Below are 23,525 nucleotides of genomic sequence, written 5' to 3' on the forward strand. Positions count from 1 at the left end.
CAACTGACAAATGACAAACCTATTTACAAGCCGTTTCTAGAGTTTGCAAGTTAGCTTTCATCGCCTTGAAATAATGCTGTGGATCTGTTTCACCAGTTTCTAATGAATCCAGCGTTTGCAAAGTTAAATTTAAATCTTGGGATAGGCTGGTTAGCAGTTTGTTATCTACTCCTGGTTCACTAAATAAAGCTTTAACTTTGTAATTTTTCACAGCATTAACTGCATTTTGCACATCCGTTGGTGAAAGTTGATCTTCGGGAATTTGCACCACAGCAACTTGCTTGAGTTTATAGCGTTGAGCTAAATATGGAAACGCATCATGAAAGGTAATAAAGGTACAACTAGGATTTTTTTGCAACGTCTGTTGGAATTCGCTGTTCAAAATTTCTAATTCTTTAATATAAGCAGCAGCATTAGTTTCATAAATAGCTTTGTTCGCTGGATCAGCAGCAATTAATCCATCCCGAATATTTGTTACTTGCTGTTTTGCCAAAACTGGATCTAACCAAACGTGCGGATTACCTTGGGCGTGGCTGTGATTGTGGTCGTGGTCTTTTTCCTCTTTCGCTGTTTTTACAACAGGTGAAATTTCATTTAAAGGTTTAATACCTTTACTAGCATCAATTTCAGTTAGTTTTTTATTTTCTGCATTTTTGATAGTATTTTCCAGAAATTCCTCCAAACCTAAACCATTTTTTACTAACACATTCGCAGTAGCGATCGCTTTGACATTTTGTGGTGTCGCTTGGTATTCATGTACCTCCGTACCTGGCGGCACTAAAATTTCTACATCTGCCACGTTTCCAGCTACTGCCTTAGTAAACAAATATATCGGCAAAAATGTCGCCACTACTTTAGTTTTTCCCGACTGCGCCGTTGGTGTAGAAGCAGCTTCCTGTGCTTGTGGCGACTGTTCAGAAATTGTTCCCTGATTCGGATTCGATTGGCTACAGCTAGCCATTGACAATATTAGCAGAGCAATTATAGACAAGATGCTGCTTCTTTGTCTGCCTGTTCTAAGTCCTCTGTAATTCATCATCACGGTGTTTTCCCCTCAAAACGGATGCTTGTTCTGCCTCTATCACAATCCCTATTGACAATGAGACTGATTATTGATTTTATACTATAATAATTCTCATTCTCATTCAAAGCACATCATATCATTCTGGATTTCCTGTGTAATGAATAACAACAAAACTTTTGCAGACAGTACAGCCCTCTGCAATTTAGTTTTCCCTGAATAATTAGGATTTCTTGACTTTTTTTGTTAAAAAGTTTGCTTAGTTCTGATAAAATTACTGAGAAATATTTTCATGAAATACGCGTTTTTTTAAACGTGTTTTAGGTGTGAAGTGGAGATCGGTGTGAGGAAAAAAATGCAAAAATTCTGTAAATATCTGCTAGTTAGTCCAGCAGTTTGTAGCGTAATGCTATTTGTGAATACTGCTGCATTTGCAGGTGAGACTTCCAGCAATTCTGAAATCAACCAACCACAAGTTTTAGCCAATCCAGACACAAAAACTCAGAACATAGCGCCAGATCAGATAATGGGGCAAGTTACCTCCGTATCTCAATTTTCTGACGTACAACCCACTGACTGGGCATTCCAAGCATTACAGTCGTTAGTTGAGCGCTATGGCTGTATTGCAGGATACCCAAATAGCACTTATCGCGGTAATCGGGCATTAACGCGATATGAGTTTGCTGCCGGTTTGAATGCTTGTCTTGATCGGGTTAACGAACTAATTGCAACAGCCACAGGCGATTTAGTTAACAAAGAAGATTTAGCCACATTACAAAAGCTGCAAGAAGATTATTCGGCAGAACTGGCGACACTTAGAGGTCGTGTAGATGCAGTAGAAGTACGCACTGCCGAATTGGAGGCGAATCAGTTCTCAACCACAACCAAACTGCAAGGACAAGTTGTTGCTGTCGTTAGCGATGTTTTGTCAGGAAATACAGTCAACGGTGCAGAAATTACAGACGAGAACACAACATTAGGAGTACGGGCGCGGGTAGAATTTGTCACCAGCTTCACAGGACAAGATACGCTGTTTACCAGAATCCAGGCTAATAATATTCTTAGTCCGAATATTGGTACACCAGAGGGTAACTTATTCTTTGCTGGCGAGGATGGTACTACTAATGCTGCAATAGATGCACTGTTCTACAGATTTCCTTTGGGCGAAAAAACACAGGTTATCGCGATCGCTAATGGAGGTGCAGCAGACGATGTTACTAGCACTGTCAATCTCTTTGACGGTGATGGTGCTTTTGGTGCTTTGTCTACCTTTGGTACACGCAACCCTATTTATAGCCAAATAGGCGGCGCGGGGTTGGGAGTAACGCACGAGTTCAGTGACAAATTGGCACTAAGTCTAGGGTATTTGAGTGGTACAGCGAATGACCCTACCCTTAATAATGGTTTGTTCAATGGTGCTTATGGTGCGCTGGCGCAGTTGACAGTTAAACCAAGCGATCGCATTTCTATCGGTTTAACTTACATCAATTCCTACAACCAACCACTACTCACAGGTAGCAATGCCGCAACTCTCGCACCCTTAGATTTAGATGCCGATGGTACACTAGATTCCAGATTTTCTAGTAATTCTTACGGTGTTCAAGCATCCATCGGCATTACTGATAACATAGTCTTGGGTGGTTGGGCTGGATATACCAACAGCCGTACCTTGACTGGAAACCGTGGAGAGGTTGATATTTGGAACTATGCCGTTACCCTTGGCTTCCCTGATCTCGGTAAAAAAGGAAGTTTAGCCGGTATTATTGCTGGTGTGGAACCTAGATTGACAAGCTCTAGTATCGCAGGATTGGCTAGTGATCCTGATACGTCCTATCATCTTGAGGCTTTCTACCAATATCAACTGAGTGATAATATCACCATTACTCCAGGAGTCATCTGGTTAACATCCCCAGATCACAATAACAGCAATGATGATGTTGTTATTGGTGCATTGAGAACCACATTCAGTTTCTAATTTTAAAATATTAAAAGAAGACGCAAAGGATAAATTTGCGTCTTTTATTTTGTGTGTGGGCTGACAAATAAACCTCAGTATTTTTGCTGGGCTTGATATCTCAAAACACTTGTAGAGAGGGCGATTTATCGCGTCTCGAAAACCCAAAGTTTTGCCAATAGATGCTCAAAGTGTTCATAGTGATTTATTGGATAACCATGCATGAGTACTTTAAATACAAAAAGACCAGCCTCCCACAGCTGGTCTAGAAAATGTTTTTTTTGCGTTGTCTTCTCAAGAGAGTTAGAACCCAATTGCGCGTTCCCAAAATGCAACGGGCAACTTTTCTTAACAATATTGTAACAGCCAACACAGATTTTTCTTGAAAATTCATCAAAAAAAGATATGAACAAAGCTTAAAAGCCTCTATCTATCAGAAGAATTCAGCAGAGCGCAGGGTATAGATAGTGGAGTAAGGGAGAAAATTTTACCTTGTCTCCCTCATCTCCCTTGTCCCTGCGCCAGTTTCAACCGATCAATTTCAACTTGACAGGCTACTGATGCTGGGAGCGATTTCTGCATCTGCTGATGTTTCGCCCACGCGGAGGATTTTAGCCCCCAACTCCTGCAATTTCATATCGAGTCGATCATAGCCGCGATCGAGGTGCTGTAGTCCTTGAATCGTGGTTTGCCCTTCTGCCGCCAGTCCTGCTATGACTAGCGCTGCTGATGCTCGTAAGTCTGTACCTAAGACTGGTGCACCAGATAATTTTGGTACCCCCCGAACGAAAGCAGCGTTGCCTTTAACACGAATGTCTGCCCCCAAGCGATTCAACTCTGAGGCATGACGCAAGCGATTTTCAAAGACGGATTCGTTAATTACGCTGTCGCCTTCTGCCAATGTCAGCAAAGCCATAAACGGCGCTTGCATATCTGTGGGAAAACCTGGATGGTATTGAGTTTCAATATCCGTTGCCTTCAGGGTTTCCGCTGGCAGAATATGCAAGTGTTCAGGCTTGTCCTCAATTATTGTCACCCCAATATCTCGCAGCTTGGCAATCACTGGGATGAGATGTTCTGGAGCTACTGGCGAGAGGATAAGTTCTGAGCGGGTAATTGCTGCTGCTAACAAAAACGTCCCGGCCTCAATGCGATCGGGAATAATGCTGTAGTCAACAGAATGCAACTTGGGGACTCCTTCGATAATAATTCTGCTAGTCCCCGCGCCCTTAATCTTCGCTCCCATCGCGTTACAGAAGTTAGCTAGATCGACTACTTCCGGTTCTCTCGCAGCATTTTCGATGATTGTTTCACCCTCTGCTAGGGTAGCCGCCATCATCAAATTTTCCGTCGCTCCAACGCTGGCAATGTCTAAGTAAATCTTCGCACCTTTTAATCTCCGGCTACTGCCAGGGACGTAGGCATTACAAATGCCATGCTCAATTTGTACTTCCGCTCCCATTGCTTGCAGTCCTCGAACATGCAAGTCAACTGGTCTTGCCCCAATCGCACAACCCCCTGGTAAGGGCATCTGTGCTACTCCCAGTCTTGCCAAAATGGCTCCAATGGCGAAAAAACTCGCTCTCAACTGGGTAACTAATTCGTAGGGAGCTTTTGATGTTTTAATCTCGCTGGCGTTGATATCTAAAATGTCGCCTTGTCGTGTTAATTGTACACCCAAGGCCGATAACACCTGACCCATCCGCTCAACGTCCGCTAATAAGGGGACATTGCGGATACGACAATCGCCGGGACACAGCAAGGCTCCAGCCATGATTACCAATGCTGAATTTTTTGCCCCGCTAATTTTCACGTGACCTCGCAAAGGATGCCCACCCCAAATTTGCAAGACTGAGGAGTCTGCCTCTGGAGCAATTTTGGCATCTGGTAAGCTGGTAGAAGGATTAATAAGCCTACCTCCAAAAGTAATACGTATTTTATATGTTTGAAGTTGGTTTTGATTCTACAGTAAAGATTCAAAATGTCCACGTTTTAGGGCAACGTCTTGCATAAAAAAATTGTTTTTTGGGTAAATAATCCGGGCTGGAAATCAGCAGCAGCAAGTATTTGGAGCTTTTTGAAATTTTTCAAAAAAAGAATGAATAAGTAGTATTTTTAAGCAAAAAAAAATACTCAGTAAAATAACTTAAGTGTTCTCTAAAAATCAATGCTCTACTGTTGAGTTAATATTTTTATTTGATCGAACTCCTGAAAAACTCGTTTACAGTTTGAGCCTTTTAACAAGGCATTAAAATTTTACTTGACAAATGTAAAACCATAACGCAATAATAAGAAATTGTCGATAAGCAAAAATGCCAGCGGAACTGGCGGAATGGCAGACGCGCTAGATTCAGGTTCTAGTGCCGCAAGGCTTCCGGGTTCAAGTCCCGGGTTCCGCATAACCAGTGCTGAGTGCTGAGTAGTGAGTGCTGAGAAAGAAAAACTCAGCACTCACTACTCAGCACTTACTACTAAAAAATGTTGACCAGTTTACAAAATTCCTTAGTCAAGCAAATTCGCAAGTTGCACTCCACCAAGGAGCGGCACAAGCAGGAGTTATTTTTACTAGAAGGGACGCACCTCTTAGAAGAAGCTTGTGCGGTGAATTACCCCCTAGAAACAGTATGTTGTACCCCAGATTGGCAAGCAGATCACCCTTCGCTGTGGTCAGAAGCTTGTAGCAGATGCGATCGCGCCGAAATTGTCAGCAAAGAAGTCTTAGATGCGATCGCGACCACAGTCCAACCTGATGGTGTGGTTGCAACGGCAAAAAGAAGCGCTCGCCAAACTCAAATACCATTTACTGGTTTAGTGCTAGCTTTAGAAACGGTGCAAGATCCCGGCAACCTGGGTACGATAATCCGCACAGCCGCCGCTGCCGGAGCATCAGGGTTGTGGGTGAGTGGAGATAGTGTAGACTTAGATAGTCCTAAAGTTCTACGTGCTTCCGCAGGGCAATGGTTTCGCCTAGCAACAGCCGTAACCGAAGATTTAAAAGCGACAGTCCAACAAAGTCAGCAGGCAGGAATGCAGGTAGTGGCAACCTTACCCGATGCGACTTTAACTTATTGGGAAGTAGACTGGCGAAAACCCAGCCTGATTTTACTGGGAAATGAGGGTGCTGGATTGTCGGCAGATTTAGCAGCGATCGCAGATCAGCAAGTTAGAATTCCTTTGAGTCCTGGGGTGGAATCTTTGAATGTAGCGATCGCAGCCGCTTTAATGTTGTACGAAGCTCAACGCCAACTAATTTGTCGGTAATGAATTTTACCTTTTTACCCCAATTGGGTTTTTGTTTTTTCTTCGAGATATTGTTCAATATCAGCAACTGCGTCCTCAAGAGCCGCTAAATCAATATCTATTAAGTCTTGGTCGAGTTCTACTTCCGTGAGACTACTAGTATGCAGTTGGGGGATCTCTTCTTCCTCAGTTGAAATTTCTTGTAAGATATCCTCTAACTGTTCGAGGGATTGTTGAAACACTTGATCAGCGGCGCGGCGCTGTTCTGGCTGACTTTGCTCCATAATATTAGCTTGAAAATCCTGATTTACTGACTTAATTTTGATTCTAGTTCCTACAGATTTAAATTTTGCACTTATAACATCATAGTTGTGTGCTGTATCAACTTTAGCAGTGGTTATCAAGAATATCGATAGCTGTCTCCAATTGCTAAGACTGGAGATTTATCCTGATCGCTACAGTTACACTAAATCAAGTTTGGCTACGTTTAGGTAAGTTTTATAAAACAGGTCTAATACTTAATTTGATAGACTATCTTAAATTTGAAATTATAAAAACTGGTAGCTCAGGGCTGATAACTAACTATGAGTGAAGCCTTATTCTGTATCGAAAATCTGCGAGTTGCCTATCCTGCACGGAGTGGAGAAGAAGCAAGCTGGGCGGTTGATGATGTATCTTTCACCTTGAAACCAGGTGAAAGAATGGGATTGGTGGGAGAGTCAGGTTGTGGTAAATCAACTATCGGACGGGCAGTAATGCGTTTACTACCAGCCTCTAGTCGTGTTGAGGGACGGGTGACATTTCAAGGACAATCAGTGTTTGACTTGATACCTAACCAGTTGCGGAAATTTCGGGGAGAGGCGATCGCCTTAATTTTTCAAGATCCTATGACACGCCTCGATCCTTTGATGACCATTGGTAAGCATTGTATCGAAACTCTCCAGGCGCACTCACCAGAATTATCAACGCGGGAAGCCAAAGAAAAAGCACTTGCTACCTTGGCAAAGGTTAATATTCCTCCTAGTCGCTGGAATCAGTATCCCCATGAGTTTAGCGGCGGAATGCGCCAACGGGTAGCGATCGCCTTAGCTTTACTCCTCAATCCCAAGTTAATTGTTGCTGACGAACCCACCACCAGTTTAGATGTCACCGTCTCCGCGCAGATATTGCAAGAATTAACTCGCCTGTGCGGTGAAGAAAATATGGGATTGTTGCTGATTTCTCATGATTTAGCAATGGTGGCTGAGTATTGCGATCGCATTGGCGTGATGTACAACGGCAAGATGGTCGAAATGGGTGCTACAGAAACCGTATTTAGGCAACCTCAACATGAATACACGCGATCGCTTTTAAAAGCAGCATTACATATTCAAGCAGTAACTGATAGTGGAGAATTGATAATTGCCAATGATGGAGAAAAACAATTACCGATTATTAATGAAAAATCTCCAATTTTGAGTGTTACAGAACTCAAGCAACACTACACCATCGAACCTAACTTTATCGAACGACTGCTTAACACACAAGCGCAGACAATTAAAGCAGTAGATGGGATCAACCTGGATATTTATTCAGGAGAAATTCTTGGCTTGGTTGGGGAATCAGGTTGTGGTAAAAGTACGCTATCACGAACAATATTGCAACTAATTCGCCCCACTAGTGGCAAAGTTGAGTTTTTAGGACAGGATTTAACTAAACTGTCGCGTCAAGAAATTCGTTCCTCGCGGCGACAAATACAAATGGTTTTTCAAGATCCTCATGCTTGTCTCAATCCAGCGATGACAGTGGGACAAAGTATTGCAGATCCTTTATTTATCCACAATTTAGCCAATCCTGCCAAAGCAAAAGAACAGGTTTTGTGGATGCTAAATAAAGTTGGCTTAACACCGCCAGAAGTGTATTATGAGCGTTATCCGTCGGATTTGTCTGGTGGACAACAGCAAAGAGTAGCGATCGCTCGTGCTTTGATTACTCACCCTAAACTTTTAATCTGTGATGAACCCGTGAGTATGTTAGACGCCAGCGTGCAGTCGCAAGTACTTGATTTGATGTTGCAACTAAAGGAAGAGTTTGAATTAACTTATTTATTCATCACTCACGATCTTTGGTTAGCTCGATTTTTGTGCGATCGTATTGCCGTGATGAATGGCGGTAAAATTGTCGAACTCGGTCTTACAAAAAAGATTTTTGCTAATCCTCAGCACCCTTATACCAAAACCTTACTAGCAGCTGCCCCATTACTAGCACGCGCTTAACTAAGTAAAATTAGGTTAGGAGTTAGAAGTTTTAAACTCCTAACTCTCTTCCCTACCCTCAAGTAATTTAGTTGCTTCTCCACTCGATCCATATAGCTCAACAAACCTTTTAAACAGTAACGCACTCTCGTGATTTGAAGTCCTACTTAAGTTGAATAAACGCTCTATATTTTTCTCAGCTAAAGCTCTGAGATATGGCAAATCTTCAAAAAGTGTCAAACAAGAAGCAAAATGCAATATTATTTGTAATAATGGCTTTGGCCACTCTAAGTCACTATAAATATCTATAAACAATTGATGCTCTGAGTCATTTAAAGGGAAAGCATGAAATATCACAATTATCCTTTTGTGATTATAGACTGGAATACTTAGTTCAACAGTGTAGGGAGTATGTAATATTAAATCCACCTCCACAGTTGGCTGTCGCCAAATTCTCAAAGGATTAGCTGGTGAATCTAATATCGTTTGAAATGTGATTTTACCACCAACATTTGTAGTTTGAAACTGGCTGATATTAAGAATTTTAAGATTATTAAGGCTAAATCTATGAACTGTTTCTAAATGTTTTAAGTTCAATAGATGATAAATTTGGCAAATATAGGGGTAAGGTAAAATATACTCCTGACTAATCATGTGTAACTTTCTTATTTGAAGCTTTTGAGCTTGAGTACGAGCGAGATATTCTTGATATTGGCTAGGCTCTAAATCATTGCTATTGAAGCTTTCTTCTGGCTTTAAATATAACCAACTCATAAAAAAGAAAGAGGCTGTAAATAGCTGAAATATTTCTATAGCAGATAAAGAACCATCGGCAAATGCAGCTATACTTCTATCGGTTATTCCGAAAAGCCAAGATGGAATACCAAAAAGCCAAATACTATTTTTTATTTTATCTATAAAAAGCGCTATTTCAACAATATTTGAGATATTACTATCTGGAGTCCTACTTAATTTATCATTAATATTTAAACATCTATTAGACATAATATTTTTACTTATTTTATATAGCTAGAGTTATTTTAGATTAATTATAAAGATTCATACATGATAACTACCTCTGTCTTTAGCTATATATAAAATTGTACTGATTACTACGAACTTAAATAAGCTCTTTGTAAATATGGTTACAAAATACAATTTATTGTTATTTACAATCCTGATTTCTATCTATATACAGTCATAATTAAATTAATTGTAAGTTTTGCCGTTAAAGGATTTAATATTATCCGATCTGATGGAAATCTTAAAATGACAATGTTAATCAAATATTTAGCCAAATTAAAAAATTAAATTATCTCAATTGGACAAAAAAAATATATAAATATCCAGAGAAAAAAGCTGATTTTTCCTGACATGGTAAAATTATCTATTTCTGTAGGATGAATAATGAATGATACGTTAGGAATAAAAGCTTATACTTTAAAAGTAAGGAGTTATAAAATTTCTTTGTTACACAAAATACAGTAGGTAGTCCGTTGGAATTTTCCTCTAGTTATAGCAACTGTGATGTCTTCCGTAGTGGTGCATCGCATACTTGCAGTAGGGTTAACCATTATCTTATGTAAAGTACGAGGCCCCTATGTGGCAAAGTATCTGTAAGAATTACGATAGAAGCCGTAAAATTGCTACTGTTAACACTGTATTATTTTTGAATATTTTCTGAAGATTTGTTTGACACGGTAACAATGACTATTCGCCATGCGACTGAAACTGACTTGCCTGCAATTGTGGCAATTTACAATGCCGCAGTTCCCAGCCGCATGGCAACGGCTGACTTAGAAGCAGTATCTGTGGAAAGTCGCCTTGCTTGGTTTAAGGGGCGATCGCCTTCACAACGACCACTTTGGGTAATCGAAGTAGACGGAGTAATCGCTGGATGGCTTAGTTTCCAATCATTTTATGGGCGCCCCGCCTACAGTAAGACTGCCGAAATTAGTATTTACATAGCCCCTAGCTTTCATCGGTGTGGTTTGGGACGGCAACTCTTAGCACAAGCAATTAGCGAAAGTCCTAATTTGGGTCTAAAGAGCCTAGTCTGCTTCATTTTTGCCCACAATCAGCCCAGTTTAAAACTCTTTGAGACATTTGGTTTTCAGCGCTGGGGACATTTGCCTAAAGTTGCAGAACTTGACAGCGTTGAACGGGACTTAGTGATCATGGGACTGCGAATTAGTAAAACTGTTGTTTAAGGCGATCGTACAAGCTTTGTCTGCTACGGCTAATTGTTAAAGTTGTTTCCTAGTCTTCTCTCTTCACACTGAGTAGCTATAGCTTCATCGTATACCATTTCTCATTTTATTTAAAGTACAATCCTCATACTCAAATCCAGCCACTTTGACTGAGTAATCGGCGCACTACTAGAAATATAGTCAACACCCGTTTCCGCCACACCGCGAATCGTTTCCAAAGTCACATTCCCCGAAGCTTCAATTTTCACACGCCTATCCTGTTGGCGAATTAACTGTACCGCCTGACTCATCATATCCAAAGGCATATTGTCCAACATAATAATGTCAGCCTTGTGCTGCAAAGCTTCTTTCACCTGCTCTAAACTTTCCGTCTCAACCTCTATAGTCAAGGGATAAGGAATCTGAGAACGAATACGGGTAACAGCTTCTCCAATTCCCCCAGCAGCAGCAATGTGATTATCCTTAATCATCACCGCATCATCCAATCCCATACGGTGATTAATTGCTCCACCCAAGGCAGTCGCGTACTTTTCCAACAGTCTCAGCCCTGGTGTCGTTTTACGCGTATCCACCAACTGAGCAGGTAAATCTGCAATTTTCTCTACATATATATTAGTGAGCGTGGCAATCCCACTCAACCGCATAGCCAAATTGAGCGCCACCCGTTCCCCCATTAGCAGCGCATCCAGCGAACCATGAATTTCAGCTACTACCTGTCCCGGCTCACACCATGCACCTTCAGCCGCAACCGCCACAAAGCTGACTTTTTCATTCAAAATCTGAAAGACCCTAGCTGCAACTGGTAAGCCAGCAATTATCCCAGAAGCTTTAGCGATCCATTTAGCAGAGCCTAGCGTCACATCTTCTACTAGTAGCGTATTTGTAGTGCGATCGCCCCTGCCAATATCCTCCATCAACCAGCCACGCAACAGTGGATCTAAAACCAGCCAGGGCGGCAAAACACTAGAATTATTCACAGCTTTCAATTGCTTCCTTAGTGACTTTCAGGAATACTATAGCCTAAAACCCTTACTCGCCAAGGCTTTGATAGTGACTGAAAACAATCCCAAAATATTTTGGAAAAAGTAGTTGACACAATGAATTAGGTTCGCTATATTGAATAAGTGCCTGAAGCGGAGCGCGAAAGAGCGACGCCAGAAGGACACCGAACCTTGAAAATATTATAGTTTGAAAGCCATTATACAACAAGTGGCCTGCGTCAAGCAAATAAAGAGAACTAAGCTGAAGTTTTAAAAGAGCAGCTAATTGAGCTATAGAGCTTTCCAATACAAAACGGAGAGTTTGATCCTGGCTCAGGATGAACGCTGGCGGTATGCTTAACACATGCAAGTCGAACGAAATCTTCGGATTTAGTGGCGGACGGGTGAGTAACGCGTGAGAATCTGCCTTCAGGTCTGGGACAACCACTGGAAACGGTGGCTAATACCGGATGTGCCGCAAGGTGAAAGGTTAACTGCCTGAAGATGAGCTCGCGTCTGATTAGCTAGTAGGTAGTGTAAAGGACTACCTAGGCGACGATCAGTAGCTGGTCTGAGAGGACGATCAGCCACACTGGGACTGAGACACGGCCCAGACTCCTACGGGAGGCAGCAGTGGGGAATTTTCCGCAATGGGCGAAAGCCTGACGGAGCAATACCGCGTGAGGGAGGAAGGCTCTTGGGTCGTAAACCTCTTTTCTCAGGGAAGAACACAATGACGGTACCTGAGGAATAAGCATCGGCTAACTCCGTGCCAGCAGCCGCGGTAATACGGAGGATGCAAGCGTTATCCGGAATGATTGGGCGTAAAGCGTCCGCAGGTGGCTATGTAAGTCTGCTGTTAAAGAGTCTAGCTCAACTAGATAAGAGCAGTGGAAACTACATGGCTAGAGTGCGTTCGGGGCAGAGGGAATTCCTGGTGTAGCGGTGAAATGCGTAGAGATCAGGAAGAACACCGGTGGCGAAGGCGCTCTGCTAGGCCGCAACTGACACTGAGGGACGAAAGCTAGGGGAGCGAATGGGATTAGATACCCCAGTAGTCCTAGCCGTAAACGATGGATACTAGGCGTGGCTTGTATCGACCCGAGCCGTGCCGTAGCTAACGCGTTAAGTATCCCGCCTGGGGAGTACGCCGGCAACGGTGAAACTCAAAGGAATTGACGGGGGCCCGCACAAGCGGTGGAGTATGTGGTTTAATTCGATGCAACGCGAAGAACCTTACCAAGGCTTGACATGTCGCGAATCCTGGTGAAAGCTGGGAGTGCCTTCGGGAGCGCGAACACAGGTGGTGCATGGCTGTCGTCAGCTCGTGTCGTGAGATGTTGGGTTAAGTCCCGCAACGAGCGCAACCCTCGTTTTTAGTTGCCAGCATTAAGTTGGGCACTCTAGAGAGACTGCCGGTGACAAACCGGAGGAAGGTGGGGATGACGTCAAGTCAGCATGCCCCTTACGCCTTGGGCTACACACGTACTACAATGCTCCGGACAGAGGGCAGCAAGCATGCGAATGCAAGCAAATCCCGTAAACCGGAGCTCAGTTCAGATCGCAGGCTGCAACTCGCCTGCGTGAAGGAGGAATCGCTAGTAATTGCAGGTCAGCATACTGCAGTGAATTCGTTCCCGGGCCTTGTACACACCGCCCGTCACACCATGGAAGCTGGTAGTGCCCGAAGTCATTACTCCAACCTTTCGGGGGGGAGGATGCCTAAGGCAGGACTGGTGACTGGGGTGAAGTCGTAACAAGGTAGCCGTACCGGAAGGTGTGGCTGGATCACCTCCTTTTTAGGGAGACCTATACCCCTTACATATCGAAAAGCATACAGCTATATAGATAGTAAGTTGGTCTAACCTAGGTCGGTCGCAGACATTTGTTGAAAGCTTTCAAACTATGATTTGGTTCGATATGGGCTATTAGCTCAGGTGGTTAGAGCGCACCCCTGATAAGGGTGAGGTCCCTGGTTCGAGTCCAGGATGGCCCACCTGAATCAATTAAAAATGTAAAATTAGAAATTAAAAATGAAGAAAATTCAATTTTTAATTTAAAATTATCAATTTTTAATTGTATCTGGGGGTTTAGCTCAGTTGGTAGAGCGCCTGCTTTGCAAGCAGGATGTCAGCGGTTCGAGTCCGCTAACCTCCACCTGTGGCGATTGCCAAAACAGAAAAGCTAGTGAGAAATCAGCAACATGACTTAATGTTAAGTCAGACTGCTGAGTTAGTTCTCAGCCAGAACCTTGAAAACTGCATAGTAACGCGAAATTAGCAGGCAGACACAGACATTGAGAGTGCTGAGTGCTGAGTGCTGAGTGCTGAGTGAAATCAGTGCAAAGTGATGAGGTAAGCAGGACTAACTATTTGTGAATGCAAAATTGTAGAACAGCAAATGTTTGAGTGGTCAAGTTAATAAGGGCTAACGGTGGATACCTAGGCACACAGAGGCGATGAAGGACGTGGTTACCGACGATATGCTCCGGGGAGTTGGAAGCAAACTTAGATCCGGAGATTTCCGAATGGGGCAACCCTTAATACTACCTGCTGAATATATAGGCAGGAGAGAGCCAACCCAGCGAATTGAAACATCTTAGTAGCTGGAGGAAGAGAAATCAAAACAGAGATTCCCTGAGTAGTGGTGAGCGAAAGGGGAAGAGCCTAAACCAATTGGTTTACCGATTGGGGTAGTGGGACAGCGAGATCGAATCTAGAGGCTAGACGAAGCAGCTAAATACTGCACCAAAGAAGGTGAAAGTCCTGTAGTCGAAAGTCAAAGGATAGTAGCTGAATCCCGAGTAGCATGGGGCACGAGGAATCCCATGTGAATCAGCGAGGACCACCTCGTAAGGCTAAATACTACTGTGTGACCGATAGTGAACCAGTACCGCGAGGGAAAGGTGAAAAGAACCCCGGAAGGGGAGTGAAATAGAACATGAAACCGTTAGCTTACAAGCAGTGGGAGGACTATTTAAAGTCTGACCGCGTGCCTGTTGAAGAATGAGCCGGCGACTTATAGGCACTGGTAGGTTAAAGCGAGAATGCTGGAGCCAAAGGGAAACCGAGTCTGAAAAGGGCGATAATCAGTGTTTATAGACCCGAACCCTGGTGATCTAACCATGGCCAGGATGAAGCTTGGGTAACACCAAGTGGAGGTCCGCACCGACTGATGTTGAAAAATCAGCGGATGAGTTGTGGTTAGGGGTGAAATGCCAATCGAACCAGGAGCTAGCTGGTTCTCCCCGAAATGTGTTTAGGCGCAGCGGTAATGATTATATCTGGGGGGTAAAGCACTGTTTCGGTGCGGGCTGGGAGACCGGTACCAAATCGAGACAAACTCTGAATACCCAGAGCACACATTGCCAGTGAGACAGTGGGGGATAAGCTTCATTGTCAAGAGGGAAACAGCCCAGACCACCAGCTAAGGTCCCCAAATCATCGCTAAGTGATAAAGGAGGTGAGAGTGCACAGACAACTAGGAGGTTTGCCTAGAAGCAGCCACCCTTGAAAGAGTGCGTAATAGCTCACTAGTCAAGCGCTCTCGCGCCGAAAATGAACGGGGCTAAGCGATGTACCGAAGCTGTGGGATTAACTTATGTTAATCGGTAGGGGAGCGTTCCGTCGTAGGTAGAAGCAGTAGCGGCAAGCAGCTGTGGACGAAACGGAAGTGAGAATGTCGGCTTGAGTAGCGCAAATATTGGTGAGAATCCAATACCCCGAAACCCTAAGGTTTCCTCCGCCAGGTTCGTCCCCGGAGGGTTAGTCAGGACCTAAGGCGAGGCCGAACGGCGTAGTCGATGGACAACGGGTTAAAATTCCCGTACTGATTGTAGGTTGTGCAGAGGGACGGAGAAGATAATTGTCAGCCGGATGTTGGTTACCGGTTCAAGCGTCAAGATGTTGAGAGACGGCGAAAACGTTTCGAGTTGAGGCGTGAGTACGACCCACTACGGTGGGGAAGTGGCATAGTCTAGCTTCCAAGAAAAGCTCTAAACACGTTAACTTACAGTTACCTGTACCCGAAACCGACACAGGTAGGGAGGTTGAGAATACCAAGGGGCGCGAGATAACTCTCTCTAAGGAACTCGGCAAAATGGCCCCGTAACTTCGGAAGAAGGGGTGCCCACCTAAGACGTGGGTCGCAGTGAAGAGATCCAGGCGACTGTTTACCAAAAACACAGGTCTCCGCAAAGTCAAATCGACGCAGTATGGGGGCTGACGCCTGCCCAGTGCCGGAAGGTTAAGGAAGTTGGTCAGGGGGAAACCTTGAAGCTAGCGACCGAAGCCCCGGTGAACGGCGGCCGTAACTATAACGGTCCTAAGGTAGCGAAATTCCTTGTCGGGTAAGTTCCGACCCGCACGAAAGGCGTAACGATCTGGATGGTGTCTCAGAGAGAGACTCGGCGAAATAGGAATGTCTGTGAAGATACGGACTGCCTGCACCTGGACAGAAAGACCCTATGAAGCTTTACTGTAGCCTGGAATTGTGTTCGGGCTTGGCTTGCGCAGGATAGGTGGGAGGCGATGAAGTATTCCTTGTGGGGAATATGGAGCCAACGGTGAGATACCACTCTGGCGAAGCTAGAATTCTAACCCATGACCGTTATCCGGTCAGGGAACAGTTTCAGGTGGGCAGTTTGACTGGGGCGGTCGCCTCCTAAAAGGTAACGGAGGCGCGCAAAGGTTCCCTCAGCACGCTTGGAAACCGTGCGACGAGTGTAAAGGCATAAAGGGAGCTTGACTGCAAGACTGACAAGTCGAGCAGGTACGAAAGTAGGCCTTAGTGATCCGACGGCGCAGAGTGGAATGGCCGTCGCTCAACGGATAAAAGTTACTCTAGGGATAACAGGCTGATCTCCCCCAAGAGTCCACATCGACGGGGAGGTTTGGCACCTCGATGTCGGCTCATCGCAACCTGGGGCGGAAGTACGTCCCAAGGGTTGGGCTGTTCGCCCATTAAAGCGGTACGTGAGCTGGGTTCAGAACGTCGTGAGACAGTTCGGTCCATATCCGGTGCAGGCGTAAGAGCATTGAGAGGAGTCCTCCTTAGTACGAGAGGACCGGGAGGAACGCACCGCTGGTGTACCAGTTATCGTGCCAACGGTAAACGCTGGGTAGCCAAGTGCGGAGCGGATAACCGCTGAAAGCATCTAAGTGGGAAGCCCACCTCAAGATGAGTGCTCTCACCACAATAAGTGGGTAAGGTCACGGGCAGAACACCCGTTCTTAGGCGGTAGGTGGAAGTGCAGTAATGTATGTAGCCGAGCCGTGCTAACAGACCGAGGGCTTGACCTCACAACTCATTTGCTCTACTTATTAATAATTCGCGTTACTTGCAGTCTTCAGGGTTTTGAAGTAGTTAGGAGTTAAAAGTTAGGAGTTAAGAGTTATCAATGAATAAACTCTTTTATTTCTAACTTCTCACTCCTAACTCATAACTCTCCAAGTTTTCCTGGTGTCTATTGCGCGGTGGAACCACACTGAACCCTTCCCGAACTCAGAGGTGAAACGCTGCTGCGGCCACGATAGTTTAGGGGTAGCCCTACGCAAAAATAGCTCGATGCCAGGTTCTATTTTTACAACAAGCCCCAAGCAACCATCATTGCTTGGGGCTTTTGTTTTTCCTGCATTTTTAGTATGGCAATGCAATTTAAGATCAAGTGCTGTTTGTTCACTAAACAAAGCCTGTAAACTACTGAAGCTGGAATTTGCCAAGTTCAACCACTGTGGTCTATTTACCTGAAAATTGCTGTAACCTGTCACGAATAAGTATAATCAACCAGTAGCGAAGTCGAAAGTATTTTGGTGTCAGCGTGGATTGAAAATACTGCATAACAACTGATCACACTGGGAGCATTATTATTTGGGATATACTTCCGAATTTGTCCGAAAAATGGTAAAAAATTTGGAAATTCGTACTTTTGAAAAGCCAAGCCGCCCGGAGCCGCTTTTGTAGCAGGTTGATTGAGTTTGCTGGTTTGGATGCAAAGGTGATCAACAGTAGCTTGAACAGCAATGTTACCCTGAAGAAAAAAGTTACAGTTGGGGTCTAAATTATCGTCTGAAACTGTCTTCAATTTTGAATAAAATGTCCCGTTCTGGATATACACTCCCGGTATTTGCTTGCGCTGCTGCTGTTGCAGCTTTACACTGGTTACGCGATCGCCAATCCCTAACTTTAGCATCTGTAGATTTAATTGAACCCGCTCAAATCGCAGAAATCCCCATTGAACAGGTCGCAGGATTATCTGATAATACAGCTTTAGCGATCGCTCGCAGCGATCCCGGTGATAATCTCGATTTGACTAAAGATACACCGATTTGGGCATTGGTGGAATGGCGAGAACAGGGTGATGATGCAGTAATTATTAAAGGTGGGGAAGGGATTGGTAGGCAATTAAATGTTGATGACAAGCCGGCTATTTATGCTTACGCTCAAAGGCTGTTGCAAGAGAATTTGCAAAGAATGCTGGCACTTGGGGAAAAGATCACAGTGACGATTATTCTACCCGAAGGGCGATCGCTTGCAGTTCGGACTTCAAATTCTGCCTTTGGTGTGGTTGAAGGACTTTCCCTTTTAGGCACAACAGGCATTTCTCAACCCTTAAGTACACCAGATCAGCTTGCAGTTTTTCGGGCGGAATTACAAAATAAAGCCAGTCGTTTTGAGAGTTTAGTATTCTGTATCGGGGAGAATGGACTAGATTTGGCGCGTAAACTAGGGATTAATCCTGAACAATTAGTCAAAACTGCTAACTGGCTCGGTCCAATGTTAGTAGAAGCTGATGTGCTGGGTGTTAAAGAAATCTTATTATTTGGCTATCACGGTAAGCTGATGAAACTGGCTGGAGGGATTTTTCACACTCATCACTACTTGGCTGATGGAAGGCGGGAAATTTTGGCAGCGCACTGTGCGATCGCAGGTTTAAAATTACCAGATATCCAAGCTGTGTTTAAGAGTGCTACCGCCGAAGCAGCACTAACATATCTAAAATCGCTAGATGCTGCAACTGGCAGTGATTGGGTAAATCAAGTTTACAGTGCGATCGCCGAAACCATCGATGTTCGTTCCCAAGAATACATCCAAAGCCATAGCCAAAAGGGCACAGGAACTACAGTTTGTGGCTCTATCCTCTTTGATCGCGATCGCAAAATTATTGTGAAGAGTAAAACTGCTGGTCTGTTGATGGGAAAATTATGTTAATTTATTATGAATAATCGTAAACAATCCAAATAAATAATCTTTCTAAGTAACCACTCTAAGGTAAGTTTATCGTTTTAATACCATCTCCGATTCCAGGACTAGACAAGCGCACATAACCTCGCGTTTGTCTAGGGCTTTTATACCATTATCAGCCTAACCAGGCTGAATAATAGCATCACTATAGACCACAAAGCATCTATCCTTAACAGACATAACACTCCCGTCATGAATACAGCGGTGACTCTACCAACAGAACAAGCGCCCCAAACATTGGAAAATTTTGGGCGGCTTGATCGCCAATTGATTGTAATTCTGGACTTCGGCTCTCAATATTCTGAGTTGATTGCCCGTCGCATCCGCGAGACTCAAGTATACTCTGAAGTTTTATCCTATCGCACTACTTCTGAACAATTGCGCCAACTCAATCCCAAGGGAATCATCCTCTCCGGTGGGCCTAGTTCAGTTTATGGTGATAACGCTCCCCATTGTGACCCAGAAATCTGGAATTTGGGAATACCCATTTTGGGTGTTTGCTATGGGATGCAGCTGATGGTGAACCAACTCGGTGGCGAAGTGGCAAAGGCCGATCGGGGTGAGTACGGCAAAGCATCATTATATATTGATGATCCCACAGATTTGCTGACCAACGTCGAAGATGGCACTACCATGTGGATGAGTCACGGAGACTCAGTTATCCAAATGCCATCGGGGTTTGAATTGCTGGCACATACAGAAAATACTCCCTGTGCTGCCATTGCTGACCACGAAAGGAAACTTTACGGTGTCCAGTTCCATCCAGAGGTGGTGCATTCTCTTGGCGGAATAGCATTAATCCGTAATTTTGTCTACCATATCTGCGATTGCGAACCCACTTGGACAACAGCGGCTTTTGTCGAAGAAGCAATTCAAGAAATTCGCGCCAGAGTTGGTGAAAAGCGAGTGCTGTTGGCGCTGTCTGGTGGAGTGGATTCTTCTACCCTGGCGTTCTTGCTGTATAAAGCCATTGGTGAACAACTGACTTGCGTGTTTATCGATCAAGGCTTTATGCGAAAGTATGAGCCAGAGCGATTGGTAAAGCTGTTCCAAGAGCAGTTTCACATTCCTGTAGAGTATGTTAATGCCCGCGATCGCTTTTTAGCTAGAGTTGCTGATATCACAGATCCTGAAGAAAAACGCCGCCGCATCGGACACGAATTTATTGCTGTATTTGAGGAAACATCCAAACGCCTTGGTCACTTTGACTATTTGGCTCAAGGGACTCTTTATCCAGATGTTATCGAATCTGCTGACACCAACGTTGATCCCCAAACTGGTGAGCGGGTAGCGGTGAAAATTAAGAGCCATCACAATGTTGGCGGTTTGCCCAAAGACCTAAGATTTAAATTGGTAGAACCACTGCGGAAACTATTTAAAGATGAAGTCCGCAAAGTTGGGCGTTCCATTGGTTTACCAGAAGAAATTGTCCAACGGCAACCTTTTCCTGGGCCTGGTTTGGCAATTCGCATCTTGGGGGAAGTTACATCTGAGCGGTTAAATATTTTGCGTGATGCCGATTTGATTGTCCGGCAAGAAATTAACCAACGCGGCATGTATCATGATTTCTGGCAAGCATTTGCTGTATTGCTGCCAATTCGTAGTGTTGGAGTTATGGGGGATCAACGCACTTATGCTTACCCGATTGTTTTGCGGATTGTGACCAGTGAAGATGGTATGACTGCTGATTGGGCAAGAGTACCTTACGATGTCTTGGAAGTGATTTCCACTCGGATTGTGAATGAGGTGAAAGGAGTGAATCGGGTGGTTTATGACATCACCTCTAAGCCACCTGGAACTATTGAATGGGAGTAATCAAGTTTTGAGTTGACTTAACTAAAAGTTAATCACTCTTGGCTATGGTTCAGATACCTTGCAGTAGATTAGATTCATATACAGTAGTCTGCAAGTTAATCAGTTTAACCTTTTAAACTCAAGAACCAGGTATAAAGCCTAGTACAACACGGTGTAAATCTAGCTAGCATCTCAATTAAGCATACAAGTAGGGGCAATTCATGAATTGCCCCTACTTGAGTAACTGATTAAAAGTAGGCAAGGTTCCATTACGGTGTACTAGTATACTTCTGACTCCTGCTGTATTTCAAAATGGCAATGCCGCCCTGACTCGTTTTAAGCCTCGGCATTGTCTATTTTTTTGAATTTCGGTTTACTAAGAGCAAGAATGTCGCAAAATCCCGTATTTGCTAAATTTTAAGTAACTTTACTACTTCTAATTTTTAAAAGCTTTGATCAAAATCCAAACTTGTTAGTAATAAAGCAGTGAGTAATTACCAAGATTATTCTTGAACTCCAACTATTCGTTAAAGTTAATTTTTAAATGTAAAGGAATTTAAACACCAACATAATTTTATCCAGTCAATAATTATAAATGCCAGCGAACAATGAACCATCAATTAGATGGTAACTAGACAAATTGAATTATTGTCTAGAAAAGTAGACGCGATCGCAGTAAAATTACCAATGGTGTGGTTACTGAGAAAAAACAAGCAGCTCATTAGAAATAACTTTCATTTGATCAACGTTAATAGAGATGTCATGGAACCTCCTCTCCCCCTTGCTGGCTTAAACATCCTCGTAGTTGATGACGATGACGATAGCCGCTTTTACATTACTACCGTATTGGAAGCTGATGGAGCAAGCATCGTGGCAGTTGCATCAGCAGCGGTAGCATTGAATGTACTACCTGAGTTGCAACCAGATGTCTTGATTTGTGATATTGCTATGCCTGGTGAAGATGGATACACCCTCATCCGCAAGATCCGGGCGCTAAATGATATTTATGGAAAACTCCCCGCTATCGCCTTAACTGCCTATGGTGATAGCGAGTATCGTAGCCGTGCTCTCGAAGCAGGCTTTCAGACTCATGTGGCTAAACCAGTTGATCCAGGAGAATTAGTTGCGATCGTCGCAAATTTGGTTGCTTCTTATAAGAGTTAATACAAAGATGCATAGACTTGTTATTTGTTATTTCCGTCAGAGGTAGTTGGAAAAGTGTGATTGCAGTCTTGAGGAAGGTTGAACCATCAATTCTGTCATCAAAAAGCTTGAAATATTTATAAAATAGTGTATTTATCATGTAATTTCTTGTGAGTACTCTTCTGCACGAACTCATTCAATTTATGATAGTTTTCTTGAAATGATTTTTGACTGCGGTGATAATTTGCTTTGGAAAAAGTAGAAATATCTACATTAGATTCCAATACGGTTCAGTTAAGGGCTATTGGCAAAAATTTTGGGTTTTCGAGACGCGATAAATCGCCGTCTCTACAAAGGTTTTGGTCTTATCTGAACTGTATTGCATTAAATTCTGTGTTATTTAATCTTTTAAATAAACTCGCATACTTGAAAACTACTACAAACTATTTTGCTCCAGTTTCAAAGCTAATTTGGTCAGACTTATATGTTGGTGGCTCGACGTGAATTAAAATCCTCACTGGACGAAACTGTTCTTCTAATCGGCTTTCTACTTCTTCGGTTATGTGGTGGGCGGTTTCTACATCTGGTGCATCTACTATTAAATGCATTTCGATGAATACTTGACGACCAAGAACGCCGCGAGAAGCGATCGCATGACAGTTAATTACACCTGGAACAGAAGTAGCGATCGCATGTATTGCTTCTGGTGCGATCGCCATTTGATCTACAAGCCAAGGTAAATTCTCTTTTAAAACTGACCAACCACTCCAAAATACCAACAAGGCGACAGGAAAAGCTAACACTAAATCCATCCATTGATAACCTAGCCAAACTCCTATCAATCCGCCAATTACAGAGATTGTCACCCAAATATCGCTCATGGTATGTGTGGCGTCAGCTATGAGAATTGAGCTACCTACCCGCCTACCCACAGCACGTTCGTAAAACGCCACAAAAATATTCACGCCCAGCACAATTAGTAATAACCACAACTCAGGTGGCGATATTCTCACAGGTTCACCACCACCTTTGAGAATTCGCTCAATTGCTCCTTGCAGAATTTCAAAACAGGCTATTCCTAAAAATGAGGCTATTCCTAAAGCTCCTACTGCTTCAAACTTGCTGTGTCCGTAGGGATGTTCGCGATCGGGTTGTGGAGAAGAAAATTTACTCGCTATTAATCCTAAAACGTTATTGGCGCTATCTGTCACACTATGCAAGGCATCAGCTAGCAAACTCAAAGAACCTGTCCAGTAGCCTACAACTGCTTTTAATACCAGTACAAACAGGTTGAGCAGTAGTGTAATAATTAAAACCTTTTGTACTTCGCCACGGTTATCGTAAGTCATAGATAATTTATCACATCAAGTTCTATGACTTCTAATGTAGACCTCAAAATACAAATAAACACAAATAAAGTGTATCAAAGTCTTACGCAGTAAGAACTAAATATCTCTGGAGTCTCTATATTTTATGCCAATTTGTTGAGACTCTTTATAACTAACAACAGCTACAAGCTCGATGGAAATTAGTAATATATTTACAAATAACAGCGTATTTTTAGCATTAATTCTAAGAATATTTTAATTAATATTCTTCCTCATACATCCACTTAGGTCATATCGAATTGTATTCAAAGATATTATGACCACTATAGTTGTCTGTATTTACTCCGAATAACTGACGAGCTTAATGAGTTTTATTTAC

13 protein-coding genes, 3 tRNA genes, 3 rRNA genes and 1 pseudogene are annotated in these 23,525 nt (G+C 43.4%); 13 read left to right on the forward strand and 7 right to left on the reverse strand.

Going from position 1 to position 23,525, the window contains the following annotated elements; genetic code table 11:
• Positions 1-19 precede the first annotated feature (19 nt).
• A complete protein-coding gene (locus tag ACWATR_RS27930; protein WP_460339352.1) occupies positions 20-1,039 on the reverse strand; it encodes a metal ABC transporter substrate-binding protein in 1,020 nt (339 codons plus the stop codon).
• 337 nt (positions 1,040-1,376) lie between these two features.
• On the opposite strand from ACWATR_RS27930, the gene ACWATR_RS27935 reads away from it, so the two are divergent.
• Positions 1,377-2,996 carry an iron uptake porin gene (locus ACWATR_RS27935; protein ID WP_460339354.1) on the forward strand — a complete coding sequence of 540 codons (1,620 nt, stop codon included), beginning with the start codon at positions 1,377-1,379 and terminating at the stop codon, positions 2,994-2,996.
• 520 nt (positions 2,997-3,516) lie between these two features.
• Here ACWATR_RS27935 and murA read toward each other — a convergent pair.
• Positions 3,517-4,884, reverse strand: coding sequence for a UDP-N-acetylglucosamine 1-carboxyvinyltransferase (gene murA, locus ACWATR_RS27940; RefSeq protein ID WP_460340719.1), 1,368 nt, complete (start codon positions 4,882-4,884; stop codon positions 3,517-3,519).
• 409 nt (positions 4,885-5,293) lie between these two features.
• On the opposite strand from murA, the gene ACWATR_RS27945 reads away from it, so the two are divergent.
• Both ACWATR_RS27945 and ACWATR_RS27950 read left to right on the forward strand, forming a co-directional pair.
• A tRNA-Leu gene (locus tag ACWATR_RS27945) sits at positions 5,294-5,374 on the forward strand.
• Between the two features lie 79 nt (positions 5,375-5,453).
• Positions 5,454-6,236, forward strand: a complete 783-nt coding sequence (locus tag ACWATR_RS27950) for a TrmH family RNA methyltransferase (protein WP_460339356.1) — start codon at positions 5,454-5,456, stop codon at positions 6,234-6,236.
• A gap of 14 nt (positions 6,237-6,250) precedes the next feature.
• Here the strand turns inward: ACWATR_RS27950 and ACWATR_RS27955 are convergent, their stop codons facing one another.
• Positions 6,251-6,619 (reverse strand): hypothetical protein, encoded by a 369-nt coding sequence (locus ACWATR_RS27955; RefSeq protein ID WP_460339358.1) that lies wholly within the window; start codon positions 6,617-6,619, stop codon positions 6,251-6,253.
• A 180-nt stretch (positions 6,620-6,799) separates the two neighbouring features.
• Here ACWATR_RS27955 and ACWATR_RS27960 point away from each other — a divergent pair, with 180 nt between their 5' ends.
• Complete coding sequence (locus ACWATR_RS27960) at positions 6,800-8,470, forward strand: dipeptide ABC transporter ATP-binding protein (protein ID WP_460339360.1); 1,671 nt, start codon at positions 6,800-6,802, stop codon at positions 8,468-8,470.
• A 39-nt stretch (positions 8,471-8,509) separates the two neighbouring features.
• On the opposite strand, the gene ACWATR_RS27965 is transcribed toward ACWATR_RS27960, so the two are convergent.
• Positions 8,510-9,454, reverse strand: coding sequence for a hypothetical protein (locus ACWATR_RS27965; protein WP_460339362.1), 945 nt, complete (start codon positions 9,452-9,454; stop codon positions 8,510-8,512).
• Between the two features lie 701 nt (positions 9,455-10,155).
• On the opposite strand from ACWATR_RS27965, the gene ACWATR_RS27970 reads away from it, so the two are divergent.
• Complete coding sequence (locus tag ACWATR_RS27970; RefSeq protein WP_460339364.1) at positions 10,156-10,659, forward strand: GNAT family N-acetyltransferase; 504 nt, start codon at positions 10,156-10,158, stop codon at positions 10,657-10,659.
• A 110-nt stretch (positions 10,660-10,769) separates the two neighbouring features.
• On the opposite strand, the gene nadC is transcribed toward ACWATR_RS27970, so the two are convergent.
• Complete coding sequence (nadC, locus tag ACWATR_RS27975; protein ID WP_460339366.1) at positions 10,770-11,636, reverse strand: carboxylating nicotinate-nucleotide diphosphorylase; 867 nt, start codon at positions 11,634-11,636, stop codon at positions 10,770-10,772.
• A gap of 313 nt (positions 11,637-11,949) precedes the next feature.
• Here nadC and ACWATR_RS27980 point away from each other — a divergent pair.
• The 8 genes from ACWATR_RS27980 to ACWATR_RS28015 all read left to right on the forward strand — a co-directional run bounded on the left by ACWATR_RS27980 (position 11,950) and on the right by ACWATR_RS28015 (position 21,839).
• Positions 11,950-13,438: ribosomal RNA gene (locus ACWATR_RS27980) — 16S ribosomal RNA — on the forward strand.
• A 123-nt stretch (positions 13,439-13,561) separates the two neighbouring features.
• Positions 13,562-13,635, forward strand: a tRNA-Ile gene (locus tag ACWATR_RS27985).
• Between the two features lie 88 nt (positions 13,636-13,723).
• Positions 13,724-13,796, forward strand: a tRNA-Ala gene (locus ACWATR_RS27990).
• Positions 13,797-14,049: 253 nt separating this feature from the next.
• Positions 14,050-16,939, forward strand: a 23S ribosomal RNA gene (locus ACWATR_RS27995).
• A 156-nt stretch (positions 16,940-17,095) separates the two neighbouring features.
• A 5S ribosomal RNA gene (gene rrf, locus ACWATR_RS28000) occupies positions 17,096-17,213 on the forward strand.
• Together the 16S, 23S and 5S rRNA genes with 2 tRNA genes alongside form the textbook arrangement of a ribosomal RNA operon.
• Before the next feature lie 519 nt (positions 17,214-17,732).
• Positions 17,733-18,848 carry a cobalt-precorrin-5B (C(1))-methyltransferase CbiD gene (cbiD, locus tag ACWATR_RS28005; RefSeq protein ID WP_460339368.1) on the forward strand — a complete coding sequence of 372 codons (1,116 nt, stop codon included), beginning with the start codon at positions 17,733-17,735 and terminating at the stop codon, positions 18,846-18,848.
• A gap of 225 nt (positions 18,849-19,073) precedes the next feature.
• Positions 19,074-20,696, forward strand: a complete 1,623-nt coding sequence (gene guaA / locus ACWATR_RS28010; RefSeq protein WP_069073694.1) for a glutamine-hydrolyzing GMP synthase — start codon at positions 19,074-19,076, stop codon at positions 20,694-20,696.
• Between the two features lie 741 nt (positions 20,697-21,437).
• Entirely contained in the window at positions 21,438-21,839 is a 402-nt protein-coding gene (locus tag ACWATR_RS28015; protein ID WP_460340722.1) for a response regulator, read from the forward strand.
• Between the two features lie 122 nt (positions 21,840-21,961).
• On the opposite strand, the pseudogene ACWATR_RS28020 reads toward ACWATR_RS28015, so the two are convergent.
• Both ACWATR_RS28020 and cdf31 read right to left on the reverse strand, forming a co-directional pair.
• Positions 21,962-22,090, reverse strand: a pseudogene (locus ACWATR_RS28020) (IS4 family transposase); the annotation flags it as partial.
• A 171-nt stretch (positions 22,091-22,261) separates the two neighbouring features.
• Positions 22,262-23,167 carry a CDF family zinc efflux transporter Cdf31 gene (cdf31, locus tag ACWATR_RS28025; protein ID WP_460339370.1) on the reverse strand — a complete coding sequence of 302 codons (906 nt, stop codon included), beginning with the start codon at positions 23,165-23,167 and terminating at the stop codon, positions 22,262-22,264.
• Positions 23,168-23,525: the final 358 nt, after the last annotated feature.

The organism is Nostoc sp. UIC 10890 (genome assembly GCF_054786515.1).

Excerpts from the sequence above, each read along its gene's own strand:
- ACWATR_RS27950 (WP_460339356.1), top strand. The coding sequence starts at position 5,454 with ATGTTGACCAGTTTACAAAATTCCTTAGTCAAGCAAATTCGCAAGTTG.
- guaA (WP_069073694.1), top strand. The coding sequence starts at position 19,074 with ATGAATACAGCGGTGACTCTACCAACAGAACAAGCGCCCCAAACATTG.
- cdf31 (WP_460339370.1), bottom strand. The coding sequence starts at position 23,167 with ATGACTTACGATAACCGTGGCGAAGTACAAAAGGTTTTAATTATTACA.
- ACWATR_RS27965 (WP_460339362.1), bottom strand. The coding sequence starts at position 9,454 with ATGTCTAATAGATGTTTAAATATTAATGATAAATTAAGTAGGACTCCA.
- ACWATR_RS27935 (WP_460339354.1), top strand. The coding sequence starts at position 1,377 with ATGCAAAAATTCTGTAAATATCTGCTAGTTAGTCCAGCAGTTTGTAGC.
- cbiD (WP_460339368.1), top strand. The coding sequence starts at position 17,733 with ATGTCCCGTTCTGGATATACACTCCCGGTATTTGCTTGCGCTGCTGCT.
- ACWATR_RS27970 (WP_460339364.1), top strand. The coding sequence starts at position 10,156 with ATGACTATTCGCCATGCGACTGAAACTGACTTGCCTGCAATTGTGGCA.
- ACWATR_RS28015 (WP_460340722.1), top strand. The coding sequence starts at position 21,438 with ATGGAACCTCCTCTCCCCCTTGCTGGCTTAAACATCCTCGTAGTTGAT.
- ACWATR_RS27930 (WP_460339352.1), bottom strand. The coding sequence starts at position 1,039 with ATGATGAATTACAGAGGACTTAGAACAGGCAGACAAAGAAGCAGCATC.
- ACWATR_RS27960 (WP_460339360.1), top strand. The coding sequence starts at position 6,800 with ATGAGTGAAGCCTTATTCTGTATCGAAAATCTGCGAGTTGCCTATCCT.